A 23,935-nucleotide genomic window follows, 5' to 3' on the forward strand; every position below is an offset into this window, starting at 1 on the left:
CATTATTCGAACATCAGGCGGATCTTGTCCAGCAGTCGGCCGAAGAACCCGGCCTCGTCCACCGAATGCAGCACCCGCAGCGGCCGCCGGTCCAGTTCCTTGCCGTCCAGGCTGATCAGCAGCGTCCCGGCCTGGGCGCCCTCGGTCAGGGGCGCCATCAGCGGCTGGGTATAGCGGGCCTCGGTCTTGATATCGTCGGCGCGGCCGCGCGGCACCGTCACCCACAGGGCATCGGACAGGCCCAGCTCGGCGGTCTCGGTCGCGCCTTCCCAGACCCGCGCGGACACGGCCGGCTTGCCCTTGTCCAGCAGCTTGACCGTGTCGAAGTTCTTGAAGCTCCAGTTCAGCAGCTTCAGGCTGCTTTCGGTGCGGGCGGCGTCGCTGGCCGCGCCCACCAGCACCGACACGACGCGCCGACCGTCGCGCAACGCCGTGGCTACCAAACAGTAACCCGCGGACTGGGTGTGGCCGGTCTTCAGGCCATCGACGGTGGAATCGGCCCACAGCAGGCGGTTGCGGTTGCTCTGCTTGATGTTGTTGTAGGTGAATTCCTTCTGGCTGTCGTAGTGCCGGTATTGCGGGAATCGCTGGACCAGCGCGCGCGCCAGGATCGCCAGGTCCTCGACCGTGGTCATGTGATCGGGGTCGGGCAGGCCGGGAGCGTTCGTGAAATGCGTGTGCTTCATGCCCAGGGCCTTGGCCTGCTGGTTCATGAGCGCGGCGAAGGCCGATTCGCTGCCGGCGACAGCCTCGGCCAGCGCCACGGTGGCGTCGTTGCCCGATTGCACCAGCATGCCCTGCAGCAGGTCGTCCACCGACACGTCCGTGTTCGGATTGACGAACATGCGCGAACCCTCGGTCTTCCAGGCCTTCTCGGAAATGCGGACCTTCTGGTCAAGCTTCAGTCGGCCGCTTTCCAGCGCCTCGAAGATCACGTAGGCGGACATCAGCTTGGTCAGGGACGCCGGCTCGACGGCTTCCTGGGGGTTCTGGGCCGCGATGATCTGGCCACTGGTGGCGTCCAGGGTCAGCCACGCTTTGGCGCCCAGGGTCGGGGCGGGAATGCTGGACAGGCTGCTGACCATGCCGACCCCGGCCGGAGCCTGTGCGGCCGCGGGCGTGGCGGCGGGCGCGGGCGCCGCCTGGGACCAGGCCGCGCCGGACACCAGCAGCGAGCAGGCCAGCGTCAGGGGTGCCAGACGGGAACGACGGAGGAGCGGCGAAAAGACATTCATGGGCATGAGCGGCGGAAAGATTGGGTAATGAGCGACAAGCGCCCATTATAGGCAGCGCAAAAATCGCCATGCCCGCGCGGCCCGGCCAATTCGAGACAAAACGCAAGCAACTGAAACGGCGTGCCCCAGCCGTCAGAGCCCCGCCAGCCCGAACTGGACGACCCGGCGCAGGATCAGCAGCTTGCCATGGAAGAAATGGCCCGCGTCCGGCACGACCGTCATGGGCAGTTGATGCGCCCGGGCGAAGTCCATGCCTTCGGACAGGGGCACGACCTCGTCGTGCTCTCCGTGGATCATGAGCGTGTCGGGCGGCATGGACAGGGGCCGGTGGCGGAAGCGTTCCACCGCGCAGCCGATCAGCATCAGGCGGGCCGGCAGCGGCAGGCCCCGGTCGGCCAGGTCGGCGTACAACTGCGCGGCCACCGCCGACCCGAACGAGAAACCCGCCAGCACCCAGGGCCCGGAAGCCGCACGCGGCCAGGCCTGGAAGACGTGCTCGACGACGGACACCATGTCGGCCGTTTCGCCGACCGCCCGGTCGAATACGCCCGCCGAGGCGCCCACGCCCCGGAAATTGGGGCGGATGGCCAGCAGCCCATGCTGCACGCAGGCGCGCGATACCGTGGTGACGATCTTGTTGTCACGGGTGCCCCCATGCAGCGGGTGCGGATGCAGCACCAGCGCCCAGCCGGACGGCTCGTCCTCCGGGTGGTCCGCGGTGTACTCGATCAGACCCGCCGGCCCCTGGCATGCGGCTTGTTCTGTGCGTAAACTCATGGCTGAGCGGATTCTCCTGTCTGCTCCAGACCTCATTCTACCCATATGACCGGCCCCCCCCCCGATCCCGCCCGCGTCCTGCCGCCTCCGGAGGCCATGGCCGGCGCCCTGCGCGAGGCCCTGCCGCAATTCCGCCAGGTGGACTGGATCGAACAGACCGGCTCGACCAACGCCGACCTGCTGGAACGCGCGCGCCGCGCCGGAGGGCCGCCGGACCGCCCCTGGCTGCTGGGCACGCATCTGCAGTCCCAGGGTCGCGGACGCGCCGGTCGCACCTGGCAAAACCGCATCGGCGCCAACCTGATGTTCTCCTGCGCCTTCGACGTCTTCCTGCCGGCCCGCCAGCTGCCGACCCTGGCCCCCCTGATCGGCATGGCGACTTGCCAGGCCCTGCGCATGCGCCTCGGCGCCCGCCACAGCCCGCGCCTGACCATGAAGTGGCCCAACGACCTGCTCTGGGATCAGGCCAAGCTGGCCGGCATCCTGATCGAGTCCACCCGCTCGGGTACCGCCCAGGCCGCCGACCACCACCTGATCATCATCGGCATGGGTCTGAACCTGGAAGACGCCCGCGCCCTGTCGCAGTCGCTGGACCGTCGCATCGCCGACTGGGCCGGGGTCGCGGCCGACGATCCCGTCGCCGCACGCGCCACGGCCGCCGATCTGGCCGCCTGCGCCGCCCGGTCCTGGTACGATGCCCTGAACCACGCCACCGCCCGGGGCTTCGCCGACCTGCCCGCCCGCTACGCGGAAGTCGATGGCCTGTCGGGCCGCGTGCTGGACGTGCTCGACGGCGGCCACCTGCGGCACACGGGGGTGGCCTGCGGTATCGACGCTGACGGCCGCCTGCTGCTGCGCAACGCCGACGGCGTCCAGCCCATTTCAGTGGGTGAAATCTCCGTGCGGCTGCAGCGATGATCCTGCTGATCGACGCCGGCAACACCCGGGTCAAGATCTCCTGGCTGGCCCCGGGCGCATCCCGGCGCGATGCCGCGCCCCTGATCCTGGAACATGCTGAGCTGCCCGGCCTGGCCGCCCGCCTGGGCTTCACGCCACAGCGCATCCTGGGATCCAACGTCGCCGGCGGCGGCGTGCGCGACACCCTGGAACACGTCTGCCGTATCGCCTGGGACCTGCCCGTGCGCTGGCACGATGCCCGCGATGGACACGACCAGCTGCTGAACGGCTACCGCCAGCCGGCCCGTCTGGGCGCCGACCGCTGGCTGGGTCTGCTGGGCCTGCTGCGGCACGTCCGTGACGAGCCGGCCTGGAAAGCAGGCGGCCCCTGCATCCTGGCCAGCTTCGGCACCGCCACCACGATCGACACCCTGGCCTGGCAGGCAAGGCCCGATGGCACACGCCGGGCCGCCTTCATCGGCGGACTGATCCTGCCGGGGGCGGCCCTCATGGCCCGCAGTCTGTCCCAGGGCACTGCCGACCTGCCCCTCGCCCGGGGCGAACTCGCCGATTTTCCGATCGACACCGACGCCGCCATCGTCAGCGGCATCGCCGCCGCCCAGGCCGGCGCGCTGCTGCGCCAGCGGCGGCTGGCCGCCGACGCCTATCCCGGCGCACGGCCGCTGCTGTTCGTCAGCGGCGGAGACTGGCCCCGCGTCCAGGGGGAACTGCGGGCGGCGCTGGAACGCGCCGCACCCGACCGCGCGGAGGCGGAGCCGCCGCGCTGGCTGGACAGCCCCGTCCTGGACGGACTGGCCAGCCTGGCGGTCCCTGTCCCCTCCCTCGCCGCGCCCGCCGCCCGCCCGGAAACCCGCTGATATACTGGCGCGTGTTCCCTTCTTTTCATCCGGGCCGACGCATGCGTTTCCTGCTGACCCTCGCCGTCATCGCCAACCTGGCGCTGCTGGCCTACGGACAGGGCTTCTTCGGCCCGCCGCCGGCCGAACAGGGGCGCACACCCAGACCGCTGTCGCAGCGCAACCAGCAGGCCCTGACCCTGGGCGTGCCCATCCCTCCCCCCGCCACCCCCTGATGAAACCGATCCGCAAAGCCGTCTTCCCCGTCGCGGGCCTGGGCACCCGTTTCCTGCCGGCCACCAAGGCCATGCCCAAGGAAATGCTGCCGGTCATCGACAAGCCGCTGATCCAGTACGCCGTCGAAGAAGCCCTGGCCGCGGGCATCACGGAACTGATCTTCGTCACGGGCCGCCACAAGCGGGCGATCGAGGACCACTTCGACCGCATGCCCGAACTCGAGGCCGAACTGGAATCCAAGGGCAAGCAGGCCCTGCTGGAAACGATCCGCACGATCCTGCCGCCACACGTTCACTGCATCTACACCCGCCAGGCCCAGCCGCTGGGGCTGGGCCACGCCGTGCTGTGCGCCGAACCCATCGTCGGCAACGAACCCTTCGCCGTGCTGCTGGCCGACGACCTGCTGGACGCCGGCACCTCCGTCACGCGCCAGCTGGTGGACGCCGCCCACCAGCACGATGGCAGCGTGCTCGCCATCCAGACCATCGATCCGGCCGATTCCCGCAAGTACGGCATGATCGCCGGCACGGTCATCGACCCGCGCAACACACGGGTGGACCAGATCGTGGAAAAGCCCGAACCGCGGGACGCGCCCTCGAATCAGGCCGTCGTAGGACGGTATATCCTGGAGCCCGAGATCTTCGATCACCTGCGCCGCACCCGGGCCGGGGTCGGCAGCGAAATCCAGCTCACGGACGCCATCGCCGACCTGCTCAAGCAGCGCCGCGTGCTGGCACACCGCTACGACGGGATCCGCTACGATTGCGGCAGCAAGGAAGGCTTCTTTCAGGCGACGCTCGCGCTGGGCAAGAAATACCACGGTCTGGAACCGGCCTGATCCTCCGAAGCCCCGCCTGGCCGGCGCGCACGCTCCGGCATTCTCAAGCATCGGGCATTCCGGCGGGGAGGCCGGACCCCGCCCTTAGGTCCCGGGCGGACGCCGCGGCGCCCGCGCCAGCAAGTCCTCGATCCCGTCGGCCACGCGCGCCACGGCGCCGGCATGCCGCCGGACCCAGTCGCGGGCGGCCTCGCCCATGCGGATCAGGCCGGCCGGGTCGTCCAGCCAACGCAGGGCCTGGCGCACGGCCTGGGCCGGATCGGCCGCCTGGGCGATGGCACCGGCGGCCAGGGCGTCGCCGACCGCCTGTTCGAAGTGAGCCGTGTGCGGCCCCACCAGGACCGGCCGCCCCTGGGCGCTGGCCTCGATGAAGTTCTGCCCTCCCAGAGAAGCGAAGCTGCCGCCCACGATCGCCACCTGCGCGCAGGCGTAGTACCAGGCCATCTCGCCCAGCGTGTCGCCCAGGATCACGGCGGCGTCCCGGCACGCCTCGACGGCCGCGCTGCCGTCGTCGCCCAGGTCCAGCAGTCGGCTGCGCCGCACGTGGGGCAGGCCGGCGGCCCGCAGCAGGCCGGCGGCGGCATCGAAGCGCTCCGGATGGCGCGGCACCAGGATGAACAGCAGCGGCCGTTCGGGGTCGTCGCCCCGGGCATGCCGCTGCTCGACCTCGTGGCGAATGGCCTCGATGAAAGGCGCGTCCTCGCCTTCGCGGGTGCTGGCGACGACCACGATCCGCCGGCCCAACCGGGCGGCGAACCCGGTGCCCCGGTCCATCCGCTCGCGATCGAGCCGCAGGTCGAACTTGAAATTGCCCGACACGACGACCTGCCGGGCGCCGGCCCGCTCCAACCGCCGGGCGTCCGCCAGAGACTGGGCATAGGTGCGCGCCAGCGCGCCATAGGCAGGCCGCAGCAGCGCGCCCAGCCGCAGCGTGACGCGCAGCGAGGCTTCCGACATGCGGGCGCTGGCCAGCACCAGCGGCACCCCGGCGCGCTCGGCGGCATGCACCAGGTTGGGCCAGACCTCGCGTTCGATCAGGACCCCGACCGCAGGGCGGTGATGGAGCATGAAGCGGCGCGTCGCTCCCGGAAAGTCATAAGGCAGCCAGTCCTGGCGCAATTGTCCGGAAGCCAGCTCCGCCGCGTAAGCACGGCGGCCTTCGGCCCGTCCGGTGGCCGTCAGGTGCGTCAACAGCACCCGGTGCCCGCGATCCAGCAGAACCCGGATCAGCGGGAGCGCGGCCCGGGTCTCGCCCAGGCTGACCGCATGGATCCAGACCGCGCCGGGATCGCTCGCGGCCCGCCCGTAACGGCCGAAACGCGCCACGCCCATCACCGACCACTGGCCACCCGCGCGGCGGGCACGCAGGGCCATCCAGCCCAGCAGCAGAGGGGACAGGATCCGCAACGACAGGGAATAGAGCCCGCGCATCATGCGTTCCCGGGCGACCGGGCCGCACCCGGCACGCCGCCCACCTCAGGCCCCGTCCACAGGGACGGGAGAACCCATCCTGGGCGGGTCGGCGCGGGCCTCGTCCAGGGCTTCGGCGATGGCGGCACGCACGCGGCCGGCGTCGGGCGCCTGGCCGCGTTCGCCCAGGCTGGCGGTGTAGGCCGCCCCCTGCAGCGGCGTGCGCACCGGAGTCGAGGCCTTGTAGATGCCGATGGTGGGACGACCCAGGCCGGCGCTCAGGTGCGTCAGGCCGCTGTCCAGGCCCACCATGATCCGCGCCCGGGCGAGCTGATCCGCCACCTGGCGCAGGCCCATGCGGGGCAGAACGACCGCGTCCGCCCGCCCCCGGATCAGCTCCCGCGCGCGCGCCTGCTCGGCCTCGTTGCCGGCCAGCAGCCGCAGCGCCAGGCCGCGCCCCTGCAGGTCGTCGAAGACCTGCCGCCAGTCGGCGTCCGGCCAGAGCTTGTCGTCGCGGCTGGCCGAGGGCATGACCAGGGCGGCCGGTTCGATCGCCACCCCTTCGGTCAGGGCGCGCAAGCCGAAATCCGGCGGGCCTTCGACCGCGTAACCGAACACGGCCGCCGCCAGGGTCCGCTGGCGGATGATGGCCGGCTGCCAGAACTCCACCCGGTGGCGCACGTCGTAGAACAGCGAGGCCAGCGGCTCGCGCGCGGACTTCCAGTCCAGCCCGTGGCGCACGCCGCGCGCCTGGCGGACCAGCCAGATCGATTTCATCAGGGCCTGCATGTCCAGGACGACGTCGTAGCGGCGCACGCCCAGGGTGGCGCGCAGGGCGGCGCGCTCGCGGCGGGTGTCGGCCGCCCACCAGTGCCTGCGCCAGCGCCGGTGCGCGACCGGAATGACCTCGTGCACGGCCGGATGCCAGGACGGGATTTCAGCGAAGGATTCCTCGGCCAGCCAGTCGATCCACGCGTCCGGCACGTGTCGGGCGATGTCGCTGATGGCGGGCAGCATGTGCACCAGGTCCCCGAGCGAGGACGTTCGTACGATGAGGATGCGGGTCGTCATGGCGCGATTATAGGGCCGGCCCATGCCGTCCGAACGGGCGTGCTACCATCGAAACGACACCCCGCCGCCCATGCCGACCCGGAGACCGCCGATGACCTGTTACGCCCTGGGGGACCTGACCCCGCACATCGATCCGTCCGCCTTCGTGGCGGCCGAGGCCACCCTGATCGGCGCCGTCACGCTGCGGACCGGCGCCAGCGTCTGGCCCGGCGCCGTGATCCGCGCCGACAACGAGCCCATCGTCGTCGGCGAAAACACCAGCATCCAGGAAGGCGCCGTGCTGCACGTGGACGCCGGCAAACCGCTGCGCGTCGGCCGCAACGTCACCGTGGGCCACCAGGCCATGCTGCACGGCTGCACGGTGGAGGATGGCGCGCTGATCGGCATCCAGGCCGTCGTCCTGAACGGCGCCGTGATCGGTCGCCACAGCCTGGTCGGCGCCGGCGCGCTGGTCACCGAAGGCAAGACCTTCCCGGAACGATCCCTGATCCTGGGCTCGCCGGCCAAGGCGGTGCGCACCCTCAGCGACGAGGAAGTCGCCGGCCTGGAAGACAGCGCCCGCCATTACGCCGAGCGCGGGCGGCAGTACCGCGAAACGCTGCGTCCGCTCCCATGACGTGACTGGCGTGGCCTTACGAAGCGCTACGCCCGCAGCAGGCCGCGATACAGGCTTTCGTAACGCGCCACCATCGCCGGCACGGCGTATTCCCGCGCCGTCATCGCCCGCGCCCGCTCGCCCATGTTCCGGGCGGCCCGCGGGTGATCCAGCACCCAGGCCAGGCGACGCGCCAGGGTCTCGGCATCGCCCGCCGGCGCCAGCAGGCCCCGGTCGGGCGCCAGGATCTCGCGATGGCCGCCGACATCCGTGGCCACCACCGGCAGGCCGGCCAGGCAGGCATCCAGCACGCTGGTGCCCAGAGCCTCGAAGCGCGAGCTGCTGACATAGACTTCGGCCAGCGCCAGCGCATCGGCCACGTGGGACTGGAAACCCGCGAACCGGTAATGATCCTCCAGGCCCAGTTCCGCCACGCGCGCGCGCGCCGCGCTGGCCGCCGCGCCGTCCGCGCCGCAATGCAGGCACAGCACGTCCGGGTGGTCGCGGCGCAGAAACCCGACCGCCTCGATCAGGGTGAGCGGGTCCTTTTCCGGGCTGAGGGCCGCCGCCGTGACCAGCACGCGCCGCCCCTCCAGGCCGAAGCGCGCCCGCAGGTCGCGCATCCCTTCGGGATCGGCCGGCGCGGCCTCGACCGCGCTGGGAATGACGGTCACGGGCAGGCCCAAGGCCCTGGGAGCCGCCGCCGCGGCCTCGCTGATCGCCACCAGCGCGTCGGCGCGCGCCCATTTCCAGCGGCGGCGGGCCGCCGCATCCGGCGCGTCGAACGCCGTGCGGCGCGTGAACACCAGCACGGGCCGCAACACTGGCCGCAACACCGCCAGCAGGCTCATGACCTGGGCCGTCTGCGCATGCAGCACGTCGTAGCGCCAGCCCGCCGTCAGCAGGACGCGCGCCAGACCCAGGGCGCCGCCGCAGCCTAACACCGGGATGCCCTCGGCGGCGGCGCACTCGGCCAGCGGCCCGCCCGCGCGCGCCGCCAGGGCGACCTCGTGGCCGCCCGCGCGCAAACCGCGCAGGGTCAGCAGGGTCTGGCGTTCGCCGCCCCGCCAGCCTTTTTCCAGGTTCAGGTGCAGGATGCGCATGGCGCCCCCGGCGGCGTCACGGCTTGCGCGTCGGCCGTTTCCAGCCCGGCACGGACTGCTGTCGCGCGCGCGACAGGGTGAGCTCGCCCGCGGGCGCGTCCCGCGTCAGCGTCGTGCCCGCGCCCAGCGTGGCGCCCTTGCCCACCCGCACGGGCGCGACCAATTGGGTATCGGAACCGATGAAGACATCGTCCTCGATGACCGTCCGGAACTTGTTGACGCCGTCATAGTTGCAGGTGATGGTGCCCGCGCCGACATTGACGCGCTCGCCGATCTCGGCGTCGCCCAGGTAGGCCAGATGATTGGCCTTGGACCCCCGCCCCAGGCGGGTCTTCTTCAGCTCGACGAAATTGCCGACGTGGGCGTCCGGGCCGATGTCGGCCCCCGGCCGCAGGCGGGCATAAGGCCCGATCCGGGCCGCCTCGGCCACCCGGGCACCCTCGATGTGGGTATAGGCATCCAGCACCGACCCCGCCCCGATGCGCGCGTCGCGGATCAAGCAATGCGGCCCGATGCGCACGCCGTCGGCCAGGTGGACCTCGCCCTCGAAGACGCAGCCCACGTCGATGAAGACGTCGCGTCCGCAGGCGAGCGAGCCGCGCAGGTCGAAACGCGCCGGATCCGCCAGCGTGACGCCCTGTTCCAGCAGCACGCGGGCCTGCTCGCCCTGCCAGATCCGTTCGAGCCGGGCCTGCTGGACGCGGCTGTTGACCCCCAGCGTTTCCCAGTCCGCCGATGGCTGGGCATGCGACACCGGCATACCGTCGGCGACAGCCAGGCCGACGACATCCGTCAGATAGTATTCGCCCTGGGCGTTGCGGTTGTCGATGCGGCCCAGCCAATCGCGCAGCGCCGCCGTGGGCGCGGCCAGGATGCCGGTGTTGACCTCGCGGATGGCGAGTTCGGCGGGGCCGGCGTCCTTGTGCTCGACGATGCGGCGGATGCGGCCCTGGCCGTCGCGCACGATGCGCCCATAGCCGGCGGGATCGTCCAGGGTCTCGGTCAGCAGCGCCAGGCCCTCGCCACGCGCCCGGAGCAGTGCCCGCAGGGTTTCCGCGCGTACCAACGGCACGTCGCCGTACAGCACCAGACTGACATCGTCCGCGCCACCCTCAAGCAACCGCGGCAGAGCCTGCATCACGGCATGGCCGGTGCCCAGCTGGGGCTGCTGCAGGGCGAAGTACAGGTCCTGCTCCGTGAAGGCCGCCTGGACCCGTTCAGCCCCATGGCCGGTGACGACCACGATCCGGTCGGGCGACAGAGCGCGCGCCGAATCCAGGACATGGGCCAGCATGGGCTTGCCGGCGATCGGATGCAGGACCTTGGGCAGGTCGGACTGCATGCGCTTGCCCAGGCCGGCGGCCAGAATGATGATGTTCAGCATGAAAAGACGCGTGGGTGTGGAATCGAAGGGCCCGGCCACATGGGCCGGGCCCGGGGGATGAGGGTGGACGAGCCTTAGGCGCGGGACCGTCGGGCGGTCTTCTTGGCCGCGGATTTCCCGGCCGGCGCCTTGCGCGCGGCGGCGGCCGGCTTCTGGCGGGCGGCGGTGGCCGGCTTCTGGCGGGCGGGAGCCGCACGCTTCGCGGCGGGGGCCGCCGCCTGCTCGGCGGAATCGGCCATGCCCTGCAGGCCTGCGGCGGTCGCGGTCGCCAGTTGCTCGAACTGCTGCTGCACCAGGTTCCACCAGTCGCCCGCCGCGCGGGCGTACTCCGCGCCGGCCGCATCCGCCTGCCCGGCGGAATCGGCGGTCGCCCCGGCGCCCGGAAAAGCGCCGCCGGCGAAGGATTTCAGAGTGCTCAGGGTGCTGCGCTGGATTTCCAGACCCTGGATGGTGTTGGCCAGCATCGTGGCGTTCAACTGCAGCCAGTTCTGCACCGTCTGCAGTTCGCGGATGCGCCTGTCGAGGTCTTCCAGCGACATCGGCGTGAGTTGCGCGGTATCCAGGCCGCTGGCGCCCGCCATGTTCTGCCAGGCCTGGCGCATCATGTCCAGGCCGGCGAACAGCGGATTGCGGGCGGCCTCGCCCTGCTGGCCGAAACCGGGCAGCACGAAAGGATTGGTGGAGTCTTGCGCCATGATGGATTGCCTCCGCCGGCACCATGCCGGGATGATTGAATCAGGATCTGTTCACGCCCGCGCAACGGCCGCCCCGCCGGAAGCGGCCAACAAGCGGTGCCGCAGCGAATCCAGGATGGACAACTCGGCCTCCAGCGTGAAGGCGCCATGGATGATCATATCCCACAGTTCCGCCATCGCCAGGCAGCGGAATTCGAGGACCTCGCCGTCCATGTTCCGGGGCGCGGCGCCCGCGTCCAGCACGCAATCGCTGAGCAGAACGTTCTCGACCTGGTAGCCGTCGTCCAGGCGGCGGTGCATGCGCAGCACCGTGCGCAGCGGTCCATGGGCGGCCAGCGCCACGGCCGGCAGGCCGGCTTCTTCCAGGGTTTCGCGCAACAGCGCGGATTCAGGATCCTCGCCCGCGGCGACCAGGCCGCCCGCCAAGGTGTCCCACAGGCCAGGATCGGTGGATTTGTTCAGGGCGCGGCGCGCCACCCACAGGCGTCCGTCCGGAGACCAGCCATTCAGGTGAACGGCCTGCGTCAGCAAGCCCAGGGGCCGCACGGCGCCGCGTTCGATGCGCCCCAGCGGCCGGCCTTCGGCCATGACGTCCAGCAGTTCGTCGCGCCAGGCGCGGATGCAGCCCGCGTCCCGCAGAGCCAGCGCCACGCCGCGCAACACGGCGTCGAGGTTCAGCCGCGCGGCGGGCGCGGCGGTGAAATGCACGGCTTCGGGTTCGACGTGGACGCCCGGCAGGCCGGCGACGGCCGCCAGCGCGGCCGGGCCGATCCAGCCCCCGACACGACCCGCGACGGTGGCCGGTCGGGCGCCCGCGGGCGGCAATTGCTGAGCGCGGCGGACCAGGCGCGCACTGCGCGCCTGGAGGTCGTCCGAGACAAAGGCCGCTGAAAAAGAATCCATCCGGGGATTGTAGTGGATGAGATCGGACACGGGACAGTCCCCCGCGGACTGTCCCGTGCCGATCGAATCGGAGCGCCTTGCAAGGCGCGACGTGGAGAGATGCCGCGGGCTGGAGATGCCCTGCCGATCGAATCGGAGCGCCTTGCAAGGCGCGACGTGGAGAGATGCCGCGGCTGGAGATGTGCCGTGCCTGATATGAATCCACGGATACCTGCGAGAGGCGGGGATTGGTGGAAACCCGGAAAAGCCGATGAACAGAACATGAACCGGCCTGCACAAGCCGTGACCAGTGGCTATAATCCCTTCAGGTTTATAAGGGTACCCAGGCCGCAGCTACCGCGACTTATTTTACGACCTGGCGATCCATCCATGTATGCAGGGCCCGGTTGTTCTCTCGCTCTTCTTTGACGAAAATCAACCCGCTCTGAAAAAATACACGCCAACAAAGGGACAACATGAAGATGTTCAGAGGGTCGTTGGGCATGATCGCGCTATCGTGGGCGGCAGCCGCAGGAGCAAAGGTTCAGGACATGCCGGGAGGTCCGGCGGTCAATCAATTGAACGTCACGGCGGGCGTCACCCCCATTTCCCGGGAAATCTACTCCCTGCACTGGACGATCCTGATCATCTGTACGCTGATCTTCATCGGCGTCTTCGGCGTCATGCTGTATTCCATCGTCCGCCACCGCAAGTCCAGGGGCTACAAAGCCGCCAAATTCGAGGAACATCTCGGCCTGGAGCTCACCTGGACGGTGATTCCCTTTCTGATCATCGTCGGCATGGCCATTCCGGCCACCCGCACCGTGGTCGCCATGAAGGACACCACCAGTGCCGACCTGACCGTAAAGGTCACCGGCTATCAGTGGAAGTGGGGGTATGAATACCTCGACGGGCCGGCGGCGGGCGTGCGCTTCCTGTCGAACCTGTCCACGCCGCAAGAGCAGCTCGACGGCAAGGCGCCCATCGGCAACACCTACCTGATGGAAGTCGACCAGCCCCTGGTGGTGCCGGCCAACCAGAAGGTCCGTATCGTGCTGACGGCCGCCGACGTGATCCACTCCTGGATGGTGCCCGAATTCGGCGTCAAGCAGGACGCCGTTCCGGGCTTCCTGCGCGACACCTGGTTCCGCGCCGAGAAACCCGGCATCTATCGCGGCCAGTGCGCCGAGCTCTGCGGCAAGAACCACGCCTACATGCCGATCGTGGTCGAAGTGAAGTCCCAGCAGGACTACACCCAGTGGGCCGAACAGCAGAAGTCCGCGATGGCGGCCGCCGCCGAGGACCCGAACAAGACCTGGTCCAAGGATGACCTGGTCGCCAAGGGCAAGCAGGTCTTCTCCACCACCTGCGTGGCCTGCCACCAGGCCAATGGCCAGGGAATCCCGGGCACATTCCCGGCCCTGAACGGGGACAAGTTCGTGCTGGGGCCGATGAAAGACCAGATCCTCACGGTCCTGAACGGGCATCCGGGCACGGCGATGGCCGCATTCCGCGACCAGCTCAGCGACACCCAGATCGCCTCGGTCATCACCTATACGCGCAACACCTGGGACAATACCGGCAAGGGCCAGGACCCCGTCGTCCAGCCCTCGGATGTCAAGGCCCTGCGCTGATCCGGACCGCAACCCACATGGCGAATTCACACAAAATTTCCTCGCGCCGCCCGGATGGCGGCGCGCTCCAGGAAGGAGGCATCCAATGAGCAGCGTCACGGTCGACCACATCCCGCCCCATGCCGGGCATGACGAACACGCCCACCACGTCCCGCGCGGCTGGCGGCGCTGGGTGTTCGCGACGAATCACAAGGACATCGGCACGATGTACCTGATCTTCTCGTTCTGCATGCTGCTGGAGGGCGGCACGCTCGCCCTGCTGCTGCGCACGGAACTGTTCGAGCCCGGCATCCAGTTCTTCCAGCCGGAACTGTTCAACCAGTTCACCACCATGCACGGGCTGATCATGATCTTCGGCGCGATCATGCCCGCCTTCGTGGGCTTCGCCAACTGGATGATCCCGCTGCAGATCGGCGCGTCCGACATGGCATTCGCGCGCATGAACAACTTCAGCTTCTGGCTGCTGCCGGTGGGCGCGATCCTGCTGACGACCTCGTTCTTCGTGCCGGGCGGGGCGAACGCCTCGGGCTGGACCATGTACGCGCCGCTGTCGCTGCAGATGGGCCCGGGCATGGACTTCGCGATCTTCGCCGTGCACATCCTGGGCGCCTCCTCGATCATGGGCGCGATCAACATCATCGTCACCATCCTGAACATGCGCGCGCCCGGCATGAGCCTGATGAAGATGCCGCTGTTCTGCTGGTCCTGGCTGGTCACGGCCTACCTGCTGCTGGCCGTGATGCCGGTACTGGCCGCCGCCGTCACCATGCTGCTGACCGACCGCCACTTCGGCACGCACTTCTTCAACGCCGCCGGCGGCGGCGACCCGGTGCTTTACCAGCACGTGTTCTGGTTCTTCGGCCACCCCGAGGTCTACATCATGATCCTGCCGGCCTTCGGGATCGTGTCGCAAATCATCCCGACCTTCGCCCGCAAGCGGCTGTTCGGCTACGCATCGATGGTGTATGCCATCTGCGCCATCGCCATCCTGTCCTTCCTGGTGTGGGCGCACCACATGTTCACCACCGGCATGCCGGTCACCGCCCAGCTGTTCTTCATGTACGGCACGATGCTGATCTCCATCCCCACCGGGGTCAAGGTCTTCAACTGGACGGCGACCATGTGGCGCGGCTCCATGACCTTCGAGACCCCGATGCTGTGGGCCGTGGGCTTCATCTTCGTGTTCGTCATCGGCGGCTTCACCGGGCTGGTGGTGGCCATCGCCCCGATCGACATCCAGCTCCAGGACACCTACTACGTGGTGGCGCACTTCCACTACGTGCTGGTGGCCGGCTCGCTGTTCGCCCTGTTCGGCGCCACCTATTACTGGCTGCCGAAATGGTGCGGCCACATGTACGACGAGCGCCTCGGCAAGTGGCACTTCTGGATGACGATGATCTCGTTCAACATCACCTTCTTCCCGATGCACTTCCTCGGTCTGGCCGGCATGCCGCGCCGCTACGCGGACTACGCCGCCCAGTTCACCGACTTCCACCAGATCGCCACGATCGGCGCCTACTGGTTCGGCCTGTCGCAGCTGCTGTTCGCCTACATCGTGATCAAGGCGTTCCGCGGCCACGGGGCCCCGGCGGCCGCCAGCCCCTGGGAAGGCGCCGAAGGCCTGGAATGGACGGTGCCCTCGCCCGCTCCCTACCATACCTTCGTGACGCCGCCCCAATACGAGGCCAGCCACTGAGATGCGCGACATGACCCCTGAACAACGCCGCCGCAATCGCCGCACCGGATGGATCCTGGCCCTGTTCGCCGTGGCCATCCTGGTCTGGACCTTCGTGCGCGCCAACCTGTACGGGGTCGTGTCATGACGGAACCACGCAACACCTTCCTGCGCTCCATGCGCACGGTCGCCTGGGCGTTCCTGGGGCTGCGCAAGCGCTCCGGCCACGACGAGGACCTGTCGCACTTGCGCCCGTCGCACCTGATCGCGGCGGGCCTGCTCAGCGGGGCGGTGTTCGTATTGCTGCTGATACTGGCCGTGCGCCTGGCGACGGCCTAGAAGACGGAAGATCCAGAGGAGAGACAACGATGACGACAGCCCAGATGGCCCACACCGGCGAGGCGCCCTACTACTATGTCCCGCCGGATTCGGTCCACCCGATCCGGGCCAGCCTGAGCATGCTGGCCACCCTGATCGGCGCGGCCCTGTGGGTCAACAGCTATGCGATCGGTCCCTGGCTCTGCCTGGCCGGCATCCTGAGCATGTTCGTCGTGCTCTACGGCTGGTTCGGCGACGCCATCCGCGAGTCCGAAGGCGGCCTGAACAGCCAGCGCATCGACCATTCCTACCGCTGGAGCATGGCCTGGTTCATCTTCTCCGAGGTCATGTTCTTCTCGGCCTTCTTCGGCTCGCTGTGGTATACCCGCGAAGTCACCACGCCGTGGCTGAGCAATCTGGACACCCAGACGCTGCTATGGCCGGGCTTCAGCGGCACCTGGCCGAACCAGGGCCCGGCCGGCACCATCGCGCCCTTCCGGACCGTGGGGCCGTTCTGGCTGCCCACCATCAACACCGCGCTGCTGCTGTCCTCCGGTGTCACCCTGACCATCGCCCACCACGCCCTGCGCGCGGCGCATCGATCCAGGGCGATTTTCTGGCTGGGTCTGACGGTGGTCCTGGGCTTCACTTTCGTCGCCTGCCAGGCCTACGAATACCACCACGCCTACACTGAACTGAACCTGCGCTTCACCTCGGGCGCCTACGGCGCGCTGTTCTACATGCTGACCGGCTTCCACGGCTTCCACGTGATCCTGGGCGCCACCATGCTGACCGTGATCTGGTTCCGCCTGGTGCGCGGCCACTTCACCGCCGACCACCACTTCGGCTTCGAGGGCGCCGCCTGGTACTGGCACTTCGTGGACGTGGTCTGGCTGGGCCTGTACATCTTCGTGTACTGGCTGTAGCCGATCCTCGGGGGGTTGCCGCAACCGCCAAGCGCCCCGCGGGGCGCCTGGATTCACCTGGCATGGCACAGGCCGCGGGGACTATCCCATGCCCGGGCCCGCGCCAACCTGCAGCCCGGTCGCGTCGATCCACCCCAGTGCATGCGCCAGCAGCAGGAATAGGAACAACAGGATCGACAAGCCCACCCGCCATGTCAGGGCCCAGGCCATCCGGTCGGTACGGCCCCGGTCCTGCATCAGATACTTCATGGCGGACCCCAGGCTGACCAGCACCCCCAGGAACAACACGACGATCAGAATCTTCATGGATATCCCCCGCAACCAGCATCCTGTTTGACCCATTCAAACAGAATGCTGGTGTCATGGATTGGAAATTCATTTCATGAAAACGCCGATGATCGCCGCCATGCATCGTTGCAAATCCCCGTGATAGCATCGGCTATCCCCGCGGTTTGCGCCTGGCCCGACAGCGATTCCGACATCTTTTTCATATTCATGAACTCCCGATCCATGACACTGGATGTAAACAACGTATGATCCCGCCGCAACCCGCAACCCGCACGAAGGCCGTCCTGGCCCTGGTCCTGCTGGTGCTGCTGGGGACGGCCTGCATCGGCGCCGGCCAATGGCAGTTGCGCCGCGCTCATGAACGCGAAGCGCTGCTGGCCGCCATCGAGGCGGGCCAAAGGGCGCCAACCCGGATGCTGGACGCGCGGCACCGCGACGGTCCCGACTGGCATCCGGCCAGCGTCCGCGGACACTGGCTCAACCCGTTTACTGTACTCCTGGACAATCGCAACCTCAAAGGTCGGCCCGGCCTGTGGGTGGCAACCCCGCTGGAACTGCGGGACAGTCCGGGCACCGCCGTGCTGGTGCTGCGCGGCTGGACGGCCCGCCCGCTGCCGCCCGCCTCGCTACCGGACCTGGAGGCCCCCCCCGGTACCGTCCTGGTCCAGGGCACGCTGCTGCATCGGGTGCCCCGCCTGTTCGACCTGGGCAGCCTGACGGGCCGGGCCGACACGAACCTGCCCAGGCCTTTCCCCGCCGCCGACGGCATTCCGCCGCGCGTGCAGAACCTGCCGCTGGACGCTCTGGCGGCGGCCACCGGCCTGGACCTGCTGCCGGTCGTGCTGCGGCAGGCGCCCACGCAGGACGCGGGTTTGATCCAGGACTGGCCCGGCCCCTCGACGAGCGCCGGCCAGAACTACAATTACGCCCTGCAATGGTTCAGCTTCGCCGCGATCGCGCTGATCGCGGCCGGCATCATGGCCTGGCGCGCCCTGCGCCGTTCCTCACCTTCCCCGCACGCATGACGACCGCCCCCGCCCGCCCCCGCTCCATCCGTCCCCTCATCGCCATCCTGCTGGTCTGCCTGGCTCCGGTGGCGTTCGCCCTGCTGGCCTACTACGTGCCATCCCTGGGCCTGCGCCCCGAGACGCGCACGCGCTACGGCCAGATCATCGAGCCGCAACGTCCCATCCCCGGCGATCTGGCCCTGCGGGACGTTCAGGGCCGTCCCTATGACCTGAACCAGCTCAAAGGCCAGTGGCTGCTGATCAGCACGGGCCCAGGCACCTGCCCGGAATCCTGCGTGCGCGGACTGTTCGTGCTGCGCAACTCACACGCCAGCCAAGGCAAGGAAGTCGACCGGCTGGAGCGCGTCTGGCTCATCACCGACGACGCGCCTCCCGCCCCCGTGGTCGGAGAGGCTTATGCCGGCACGCACGTCCTGCGCGCCGATCCCGCCCGACTGGCGGCCTGGCTGGCCCCCGACGCCGCTGACCCCGACGCCGCCCTGTCGCGTGGCCTCTGGATCGTAGACCCTCTGGGCCATCTGATGATGCGCTTCCCCGACGCGCAACAGCCCGAGGCCGTGCGCGACGACATCCGCACGCTGCTGAAGAACTCGCGGATCGGCTGATGAACCGCCCGGCCGCCGCCCCTTCCGCCGTCGGACCCGATCAGTCCCGGCCGCGCCTACTCCCGCGTTACCGCAAACTGGTGTTCCTGGCCTGGTTCCTGACGCTGGACCTGATCATGTTCGGCGCCTTCGTGCGCCTGACCGATTCCGGCCTGGGCTGCCCCGACTGGCCCGGCTGCTACGGCCATCTCAGCCCCCTGGGCGCCGGAGACCATATCCGCGCCGCCCTGGAGGCCATGCCCTACGGCCCGGTCAGCGCCTTCAAGGCCTGGATCGAGATGATCCACCGCTACGCGGGCGCCGTCCTGGGCATGATGATCATCGCCATCGCCGTATGCGCCTGGCGCCTGCGCCGCCAGCCTGGACGCAGCCCGGCGCTGGCCGGCGGCGTGCTGGTCATGGTATGCGTTCAGGGCGCCTTCGGCGCCTGGACCGTCACCCACCGGCTGATGCCGCTGGTGGTGACCACGCACCTGGTGCTGGGCATGGGCCTGCTGGCCCTGATGACCTGGCTGGCCGCCCGCGAAAAGGCCCACGCCCCCGTCCCCGACGATCCGGGCGCCGGCCGCGCTTGGATGATCCTGGGGCTGGCCGTGCTGTTCCTGCAGATCGCCCTGGGCGGCTGGGTCAGCACCAATTACGCGGCCCTGGCCTGCATGGATTTCCCCACCTGTCACGGTGCCTGGCTGCCGCCCATGGATTTCCGCGAGGGCTACGCCCTGCTGCGCGGACTGGGGCAGGTTTCGTCCGGCGAGATCATCTCCCAGGACGCGCTCACCGCCATCCACTGGACCCACCGCAACTTCGCCTTCCTCGTCATTGCCCTGCTGGGCGTCCTGGCCTGGCGCTGGCGCCGCACGCCCGGCCTGGCCGGCCCGGCGCGCCTGCTGCTGGCCCTGCTGGCCCTGCAACTGCTGACCGGACTGACCACGATCTTCTTCCAGTGGCCCCTGTTGATCGCGGTGATGCACAACGGCGGAGCCGCCGGCCTGGTCCTGGTGGGCGTCACGCTGCTGTGGCGCCTGTCCCGGGCCGGCGCACACGCCCGGGGCAGGGAAACCCATTAGTCGCGGCGCGCCCCGAAGCGCCTAGAATGCCAACATGACCACCGCCGCCGCCACCCGCCGATCTCCTTCCCTGCTGCGCCAGTACCTGGCGCTGACCAAGCCGCGCGTCACGCAGCTGGCCGTATTCTGCGCGGTGATCGGCATGTTCCTGGCCACGCCGGGCCTGCCCGACCCCTGGCTGGCGCTGAGCGCCACGGTGGGCATCTGGCTGCTGTCGGCGGCCGCCTTTTCCATCAACTGCCTGGTCGAACGCGAAACCGACGCGCGCATGCTGCGCACGGCGCGGCGCGGCACGGCCTCCGGCCAGATCGGCAGCCATCAGGTCCTGCTGATGGCCGGGATCCTGGGCGGCGCCGGCATGTGGATCCTGCACACCCAGGTCAATGCGCTGACCATGTGGCTGACCTTCGCCAGCTTCGTCGGCTACGCCCTGATCTACACCGCCATCCTGAAGCCCCTCACGCCGCAGAACATCGTCATCGGTGGCCTGTCGGGCGCGATGCCGCCGGCCCTGGGCTGGGCCGCCATGGCCGACGCCGTGCCGGCCGAGGCCTGGCTGCTGGTGCTGATCATCTTCATCTGGACGCCACCCCACTTCTGGGCGCTGGCCCTGTACCGCCACCACGACTACGAAAAATCCGGCCTGCCCATGCTGCCGGTCACGCATGGCCAGAATTTCACCCAGCTGCACATCCTGCTCTACAGCATCGCGCTGTTCGCGGCTTCCATGATGCCCTACGTCGTGCGCATGAGCGGCCCCGCCTACCTGGCCGCCGCCTGCCTGCTCAGCGGCCGCTTCGTGTGGCAATCTCTTGCGCTATATCGAAGCTACTCGGATGCCAGGGCGCGTAAACTGTTCCATTATTCGATCCTGTATCTGGCGCTGCTGTTCGCCGCGCTGCTGCTGGATCACTGGGTCGGCCTGGTTCTGGGAAACCTCTGAACGAATCCTCCTGGTCCGACCCGGCGGAACCCCGACCCGGGCGCGCGCCTCGGCGCCGCCCCGGCCGATTCACCGACCTGGATGATGGATCATGCCGTTCTCAATCCCCCGCCGCAGGCTCCTGGCCTGCGCCCTCGCCGCCTTGCCCCTCGCCCTGGCCCTGCCGGGCTGCACCTCGAAGGTCGAGCCTCTGCCCTTCGAGGGCAACGACATCACCGGATCCCAGTTGGGACGCGACCTGGACATGATCGACGCCACGGGCCAGCGGCGCACGCTGGCGGACTTCCGGGGCAAGGTCCTGCTGGTGTTCTTCGGCTACACGCAATGTCCGGACGTCTGCCCCACCGCCATGGCGCAGGCCGCCCAGGCCATGCAGCTGCTGGGCGACCAGGCCCGCGACGTGCGCGTCATCATGGTCTCGGTGGACCCCGCGCGCGACACGCCTGAAGTCCTGGGCGCCTACGTGCGGGCCTTCGACCCGTCCTTCATCGGCCTGACGGGTACCCCGGAACAGCTGGACAAGACCGCGCGCTCCTTCAAGGCCTTCTACGCCAAGGAACCCGGGCCGACGCCCGAGCACTATGCCATGAATCATTCGTCGGCCTTCTACCTGATCGATGGCGAGGGCGAGGCCCGCGCCCTGCTCGGGCCGTCCCTGACGCCCGAGGACATGGCCCACGACATCAAGCTGCTGCTGTAGGCGGCGCATCGGCCTCGGTTCGACGAGACGCGTCCGGCTCCAGGCCGGCGGGGTCGGCCTCGCCGGAGGCCGGAGACTCCCCGGCATCGGCCGGCGCTTCCGCCGCCACGATCCGGCCGAGGTCCGGCAGGCGTTCGTGCTGGCGCTCGCCGGACTCGAACTGCCGCCAGACCTCCACCGCCCGCAGACGCTGGCGCACGATCTGGTCGATCTTCTCGCGCAGCATCGGATACTGCCGCAGCAGTCGCTTGAAGTCGCGCTCCTGCAGCATCAGCAGGCGACTGTACCCGAGCGACCGCGCCCGCGCCTGAAAATCCTGGTCCATGGCCAGCGCCATTTCCCCGAAGATCTGGCCGCTGCCCAACTCGGCCACGGTGCCGTCCGGCAGGTCCAGGACCACAGCGCCCGAAGCCACGAAATACATGGCGTGGCTGCGCCCGAAGCGGGTGGGGATTTCCTGGCCCGGCACGACCAGGCGGGGCTTGAGCACGCGGCGGATGGCCGCCATGGTCCTCTCGTCCATGCCCTCGAACATCGACACCCGCTGCACCAGTGCCGCCGCGCTCATGGTGATGTCCAGCACGCCGCTTTTCTCCAGCTTCCCCCAGCGTGCGTCCGTCTGCTGGATCAGGTCGGAATAGGTTTCCCCGCTGATGAGGTTGTGCGCCAGCATGTCGCGGTAACGGATGCGCTCCATGGCGCGCGCCATGCGCGCGAGATAGGCTTCCTGGAGATACTGGGCGTAGTTTGGATATTGCAGCGCCAGGGCCTGCAACGCGCCTTCCAGCAGCGTCAGGCGGCGCTGATGCGCGGCCACGATGATTTCCGTGACCTCCGACCCCAGCAGCGGCTGCACGTCGGTCCGGGCGAACTGGATCAGGCGCCGCGCCACGGACCACTTGCACATCAGGTTCGTGAACCGCTGGGCCAGTTCGCGCACCAGCCAGCCCTGCCAGCCGGTCAGGTGATGCAGGCGCAGCGCCAGCCGCAGCGAATGCGAATAGCGCAGGTCGCCATCGATCGCGGCCTCGAAGCCGCGCAGGCCGCCCGAGCGCACCGCGTCCCCCAGCCGCTCCGCGCGCGCCAGCAGGGACTCGGCCGTACGCCAGTCCACGACCTGGGCCTTGAGGGTCTCGAAGAACATCTCTTCCTCGCGGCCCGCCAGCATGCCCATGCCGACGGCGACCTTCTGGTCCAGGGACAGCTGATGCACCTGCGAGGCGTCCATGCTGGCCTGGCTGGCGTCGAACACCGCGTGCAGACGCTCCAGGACCTCGCCGCCGATGTGCTCGTTGTGGGCGATGTCATCGATCTTCAGGCGCAGGGCTTCGAGTTCCACCACCTGGGCCTGATCGCGCAGCGTCCGGTCCACCGGCGAGAGCTGGTTCAGCCCCAGCCGGTGGATCAGCGGCCGCAGGGTCAGGCCGTTGATGAACAGCGTCATGAGCACGAAGCCGGTCGTGGCCACGGCGATGAACTGCCGCGCCTCGTGAGGCACCGCCGGCTGTTCCGTGACGGCCAGCGCCAGCGCCAGGGATACGGCCCCGCGCAGGCCGCCCAGCAGCATCACGGCCCGATAGGACGGACTCACCTCGGTGCTGAGCCGCAGGCGCCCCAGCAGGGGCAGCAGGCCGTAGACGATCACCGCGCGCGCGCACAGCGTGACGATGAACACGACCAGGATCAGCAGGACCTCCATCCAGGTGATTTCCGCCATCATGCGCGGGATCAGCATGGCGGCGAACAGGAAGATCAGGGAATTGGCCCAGAAGCCGAATTGCGCCCAGGCGCCTTCGAGCTGTTCGAAGGTCGTGGGCGACATGCGTGTACGGCCGCTGGAGCCCACCACCAGGCCCGCGATCACGGTGGCCACAACCCCCGACACCCCCAGGTAATGCTCCGCGACGAAGAAAGTCAGATAGGCCAGCGCCACGGTCAGCGTGACCTCGGCCGCGGGCCAGCCACGCAGCCAGCGGAACAGCTCGATGGCCGACCGCCCCATGACCAGGCCGGCCAGACCGCCGCCCAGGAAACTGATCGTGAAGCCGCGGAAGATCTCCGTCACGGCGGGGGTGGTGCCGCCGAACAGGACGCTGAGCAGCACCGAATACAAGGCGATCGAGGCCGCGTCATTGAACAGGGCCTCGCCCTCGACCAGGGTCGTGAGGCGGCGCGGCGCGCCGACCTCGCGGAAGATGCCCACGACCGCCACCGGGTCGGTGGTGGCCACAATGGCGCCCAGCATCAAACAGACCACCAGCCCGTAAGTGGAGATTGCCGCCAGCGAAAAGCCGACCGCCACGGTGCAGACCACCACGGCCACGATGGCCATCACCAGGATCGGGCTGATATCGTCCAGCAGCCGCCGCAGGTTCGTCGCCAGCGCGGTCTCGAACAGCAGCACGGGCAGGAAGACGAACAGGAACGTTTCGGATGAAATCTCGAAATGCTGCAACGTGTCCAGGAAGTCGGCCACGACGCCCGGCGCCCAGCCGTGCACATGGATGACGACGCCCAGGACGAAGCCGACGATGGCCAGCAGCACGGAATAGGGCAGACGCAAGCGCCCCGCCAGGGGGGGCATGAAGGACACCAGGGCCAGGAGGCCAGCCAGGCCGAACACCAAGAGGCCGATTTTCATGGGCATGTGGCAGAAATGGAGTCACCAGTATGCCATGTTACCCGGCGACTCCCTGCCTCACTAGACATAATGGTCGCTCGTTAAGCGGAAGCGGCCCGTCTCCTGTATCGTGGATTGCGCGCTCTCACG

The 23,935-nt window shown here is 69.1% G+C and carries 25 protein-coding genes; 15 read left to right on the top strand and 10 right to left on the bottom strand.

The window, feature by feature from the left end; all coding sequences use genetic code 11:
- Positions 1–2: 2 nt before the first annotated feature.
- Both ACTPOE_RS12760 and ACTPOE_RS12765 read right to left on the bottom strand, forming a co-directional pair.
- Complete coding sequence (locus tag ACTPOE_RS12760) at positions 3–1,241, bottom strand: D-alanyl-D-alanine carboxypeptidase family protein (RefSeq protein ID WP_458872510.1); 1,239 nt, start codon at positions 1,239–1,241, stop codon at positions 3–5.
- A gap of 126 nt (positions 1,242–1,367) precedes the next feature.
- Positions 1,368–2,012, bottom strand: coding sequence for an alpha/beta hydrolase (locus ACTPOE_RS12765; RefSeq protein ID WP_458872511.1), 645 nt, complete (start codon positions 2,010–2,012; stop codon positions 1,368–1,370).
- 45 nt (positions 2,013–2,057) lie between these two features.
- Between ACTPOE_RS12765 and ACTPOE_RS12770 the strand changes: the two genes are divergently transcribed.
- The 4 genes from ACTPOE_RS12770 to galU are packed head-to-tail and all read left to right on the top strand — an operon-like array spanning position 2,058 to position 4,841.
- The gene (locus tag ACTPOE_RS12770) at positions 2,058–2,930 is read left to right on the top strand and encodes a biotin--[acetyl-CoA-carboxylase] ligase (RefSeq protein ID WP_458872512.1); all 873 of its coding nucleotides are present in this window, start codon (positions 2,058–2,060) and stop codon (positions 2,928–2,930) included.
- Positions 2,927–3,787: a type III pantothenate kinase gene (locus ACTPOE_RS12775; protein ID WP_458872513.1), complete on the top strand. Its 861-nt coding sequence runs from the start codon at positions 2,927–2,929 to the stop codon at positions 3,785–3,787. Before ACTPOE_RS12770 ends, ACTPOE_RS12775 begins: the two co-directional genes overlap by 4 nt.
- 41 nt (positions 3,788–3,828) lie before the next feature.
- Positions 3,829–4,002, top strand: a complete 174-nt coding sequence (locus ACTPOE_RS12780; protein ID WP_458872514.1) for a hypothetical protein — start codon at positions 3,829–3,831, stop codon at positions 4,000–4,002.
- Positions 4,002–4,841: a UTP--glucose-1-phosphate uridylyltransferase GalU gene (gene galU / locus ACTPOE_RS12785; protein WP_458872515.1), complete on the top strand. Its 840-nt coding sequence runs from the start codon at positions 4,002–4,004 to the stop codon at positions 4,839–4,841. The genes ACTPOE_RS12780 and galU overlap by 1 nt, the downstream gene beginning before the upstream one ends.
- Before the next feature lie 84 nt (positions 4,842–4,925).
- On the opposite strand, the gene ACTPOE_RS12790 is transcribed toward galU, so the two are convergent.
- On the bottom strand, positions 4,926–6,275 hold the full coding sequence (locus ACTPOE_RS12790; RefSeq protein WP_458872516.1) for a 3-deoxy-D-manno-octulosonic acid transferase: 1,350 nt from the start codon (positions 6,273–6,275) through the stop codon (positions 4,926–4,928).
- Between the two features lie 42 nt (positions 6,276–6,317).
- Positions 6,318–7,322, bottom strand: coding sequence for a lipopolysaccharide heptosyltransferase I (gene waaC, locus ACTPOE_RS12795; RefSeq protein WP_458872517.1), 1,005 nt, complete (start codon positions 7,320–7,322; stop codon positions 6,318–6,320).
- A 91-nt stretch (positions 7,323–7,413) separates the two neighbouring features.
- Here waaC and ACTPOE_RS12800 point away from each other — a divergent pair, with 91 nt between their 5' ends.
- On the top strand, positions 7,414–7,938 hold the full coding sequence (locus tag ACTPOE_RS12800) for a gamma carbonic anhydrase family protein (RefSeq protein ID WP_458872518.1): 525 nt from the start codon (positions 7,414–7,416) through the stop codon (positions 7,936–7,938).
- 26 nt (positions 7,939–7,964) lie between these two features.
- Here the strand turns inward: ACTPOE_RS12800 and ACTPOE_RS12805 are convergent, their stop codons facing one another.
- The 4 genes from ACTPOE_RS12805 to ACTPOE_RS12820 all read right to left on the bottom strand — a co-directional run bounded on the left by ACTPOE_RS12805 (position 7,965) and on the right by ACTPOE_RS12820 (position 12,032).
- Positions 7,965–9,020, bottom strand: coding sequence for a glycosyltransferase family 4 protein (locus tag ACTPOE_RS12805; protein WP_458872519.1), 1,056 nt, complete (start codon positions 9,018–9,020; stop codon positions 7,965–7,967).
- Positions 9,021–9,036: 16 nt separating this feature from the next.
- The gene (glmU, locus tag ACTPOE_RS12810; protein WP_458872520.1) at positions 9,037–10,404 is read right to left on the bottom strand and encodes a bifunctional UDP-N-acetylglucosamine diphosphorylase/glucosamine-1-phosphate N-acetyltransferase GlmU; all 1,368 of its coding nucleotides are present in this window, start codon (positions 10,402–10,404) and stop codon (positions 9,037–9,039) included.
- 74 nt (positions 10,405–10,478) lie between these two features.
- The gene (locus ACTPOE_RS12815) at positions 10,479–11,099 is read right to left on the bottom strand and encodes a PhaM family polyhydroxyalkanoate granule multifunctional regulatory protein (protein ID WP_458872521.1); all 621 of its coding nucleotides are present in this window, start codon (positions 11,097–11,099) and stop codon (positions 10,479–10,481) included.
- A gap of 51 nt (positions 11,100–11,150) precedes the next feature.
- Positions 11,151–12,032, bottom strand: a complete 882-nt coding sequence (locus ACTPOE_RS12820) for an NUDIX hydrolase (protein ID WP_458872522.1) — start codon at positions 12,030–12,032, stop codon at positions 11,151–11,153.
- Between the two features lie 425 nt (positions 12,033–12,457).
- On the opposite strand from ACTPOE_RS12820, the gene coxB reads away from it, so the two are divergent.
- From coxB to ACTPOE_RS12845, 5 genes are all read left to right on the top strand, one after another.
- The gene (gene coxB, locus ACTPOE_RS12825; protein WP_458872523.1) at positions 12,458–13,615 is read left to right on the top strand and encodes a cytochrome c oxidase subunit II; all 1,158 of its coding nucleotides are present in this window, start codon (positions 12,458–12,460) and stop codon (positions 13,613–13,615) included.
- An 85-nt stretch (positions 13,616–13,700) separates the two neighbouring features.
- Positions 13,701–15,311, top strand: a complete 1,611-nt coding sequence (gene ctaD / locus ACTPOE_RS12830) for a cytochrome c oxidase subunit I (RefSeq protein WP_458872524.1) — start codon at positions 13,701–13,703, stop codon at positions 15,309–15,311.
- 10 nt (positions 15,312–15,321) lie between these two features.
- Entirely contained in the window at positions 15,322–15,438 is a 117-nt protein-coding gene (locus tag ACTPOE_RS12835) for a cytochrome oxidase small assembly protein (RefSeq protein ID WP_325123879.1), read from the top strand.
- Entirely contained in the window at positions 15,435–15,629 is a 195-nt protein-coding gene (locus ACTPOE_RS12840; RefSeq protein WP_458872525.1) for a DUF2970 domain-containing protein, read from the top strand. Before ACTPOE_RS12835 ends, ACTPOE_RS12840 begins: the two co-directional genes overlap by 4 nt.
- A 29-nt stretch (positions 15,630–15,658) precedes the next feature.
- Positions 15,659–16,534, top strand: coding sequence for a cytochrome c oxidase subunit 3 (locus ACTPOE_RS12845; protein ID WP_458872526.1), 876 nt, complete (start codon positions 15,659–15,661; stop codon positions 16,532–16,534).
- 81 nt (positions 16,535–16,615) lie between these two features.
- Here ACTPOE_RS12845 and ACTPOE_RS12850 read toward each other — a convergent pair whose 3' ends face one another.
- Positions 16,616–16,840 carry a twin transmembrane helix small protein gene (locus ACTPOE_RS12850; protein WP_458872527.1) on the bottom strand — a complete coding sequence of 75 codons (225 nt, stop codon included), beginning with the start codon at positions 16,838–16,840 and terminating at the stop codon, positions 16,616–16,618.
- Positions 16,841–17,067: 227 nt separating this feature from the next.
- Between ACTPOE_RS12850 and ACTPOE_RS12855 the strand changes: the two genes are divergently transcribed.
- The 5 genes from ACTPOE_RS12855 to ACTPOE_RS12875 all read left to right on the top strand — a co-directional run bounded on the left by ACTPOE_RS12855 (position 17,068) and on the right by ACTPOE_RS12875 (position 21,165).
- A complete protein-coding gene (locus ACTPOE_RS12855; protein WP_458872528.1) occupies positions 17,068–17,847 on the top strand; it encodes an SURF1 family protein in 780 nt (259 codons plus the stop codon).
- The gene (locus ACTPOE_RS12860; RefSeq protein ID WP_458872529.1) at positions 17,844–18,455 is read left to right on the top strand and encodes an SCO family protein; all 612 of its coding nucleotides are present in this window, start codon (positions 17,844–17,846) and stop codon (positions 18,453–18,455) included. The genes ACTPOE_RS12855 and ACTPOE_RS12860 overlap by 4 nt, the downstream gene beginning before the upstream one ends.
- Complete coding sequence (locus ACTPOE_RS12865; RefSeq protein WP_458872530.1) at positions 18,455–19,522, top strand: COX15/CtaA family protein; 1,068 nt, start codon at positions 18,455–18,457, stop codon at positions 19,520–19,522. The genes ACTPOE_RS12860 and ACTPOE_RS12865 overlap by 1 nt, the downstream gene beginning before the upstream one ends.
- A 34-nt stretch (positions 19,523–19,556) precedes the next feature.
- Positions 19,557–20,465 (top strand): heme o synthase, encoded by a 909-nt coding sequence (cyoE, locus tag ACTPOE_RS12870; RefSeq protein WP_458872531.1) that lies wholly within the window; start codon positions 19,557–19,559, stop codon positions 20,463–20,465.
- Between the two features lie 88 nt (positions 20,466–20,553).
- Positions 20,554–21,165, top strand: a complete 612-nt coding sequence (locus ACTPOE_RS12875) for an SCO family protein (RefSeq protein ID WP_458872830.1) — start codon at positions 20,554–20,556, stop codon at positions 21,163–21,165.
- Here ACTPOE_RS12875 and ACTPOE_RS12880 read toward each other — a convergent pair.
- On the bottom strand, positions 21,149–23,806 hold the full coding sequence (locus tag ACTPOE_RS12880) for a cation:proton antiporter (RefSeq protein WP_458872532.1): 2,658 nt from the start codon (positions 23,804–23,806) through the stop codon (positions 21,149–21,151). The genes ACTPOE_RS12875 and ACTPOE_RS12880 overlap by 17 nt on opposite strands.
- Positions 23,807–23,935 lie beyond the last annotated feature (129 nt).

It is taken from the genome of Castellaniella sp. WN, from assembly GCF_054457555.1.